The sequence below is a fragment of the Vibrio sp. genome (assembly GCF_050299255.1).
Lineage (GTDB): Bacteria > Pseudomonadota > Gammaproteobacteria > Enterobacterales > Vibrionaceae > Vibrio.
Map to the genome: position 1 here is coordinate 1 of NZ_JBNKVP010000223.1, position 504 is coordinate 504.

The 504-nt window shown below is 35.3% G+C and carries 1 protein-coding gene; it reads left to right on the plus strand.

Going from position 1 to position 504, the window contains the following annotated elements; translation table 11 throughout:
* Positions 1–199 precede the first annotated feature (199 nt).
* A partial coding sequence (locus ACQY6F_RS19130) for an Hsp70 family protein (protein WP_428776715.1) occupies positions 200–504 on the plus strand: 305 nt, incomplete at its 3' end.

Sequence of the window (504 nt, forward strand, 5' to 3'; positions counted from 1 at the left end):
AATGGAGGTTAGCTATAAAGTTCTACATTATTTCATTCCTGCCATTCTGTCGTTTTGTCATATATGAAAATAATATATGTCATGCCAATCTTTGAAATAATGTATGCTTTTGAACACTTTGTCATGTGAATGTCGCTTGGCATATGGATTGATTATATAGAAGTGTATTTAAAAAATCAAAAAAACTAAAAAATATAAAATGGGTAAGATTATAGGTATTGACTTAGGTACTACGAACTCATGTGTTGCGGTAATGGAAGGTAATGAACCGGTAGTTATTCCGAACGACGAGGGAAGAAGAACTACACCTTCTATCGTTGCGTTTCTGGATAATGGAGAAAGAAAGATTGGGGATCCTGCTAAAAGACAGGCGATAACCAATCCAACAAAGACCATTTCTTCTATTAAGAGATTCATGGGTTGCAGATTCAGTGAAGTTGCTGATGAAGCTGGACGTATGCCTTATAAAGCAATTAAAGGTGAAAATGATACTGTCAGAGTGGA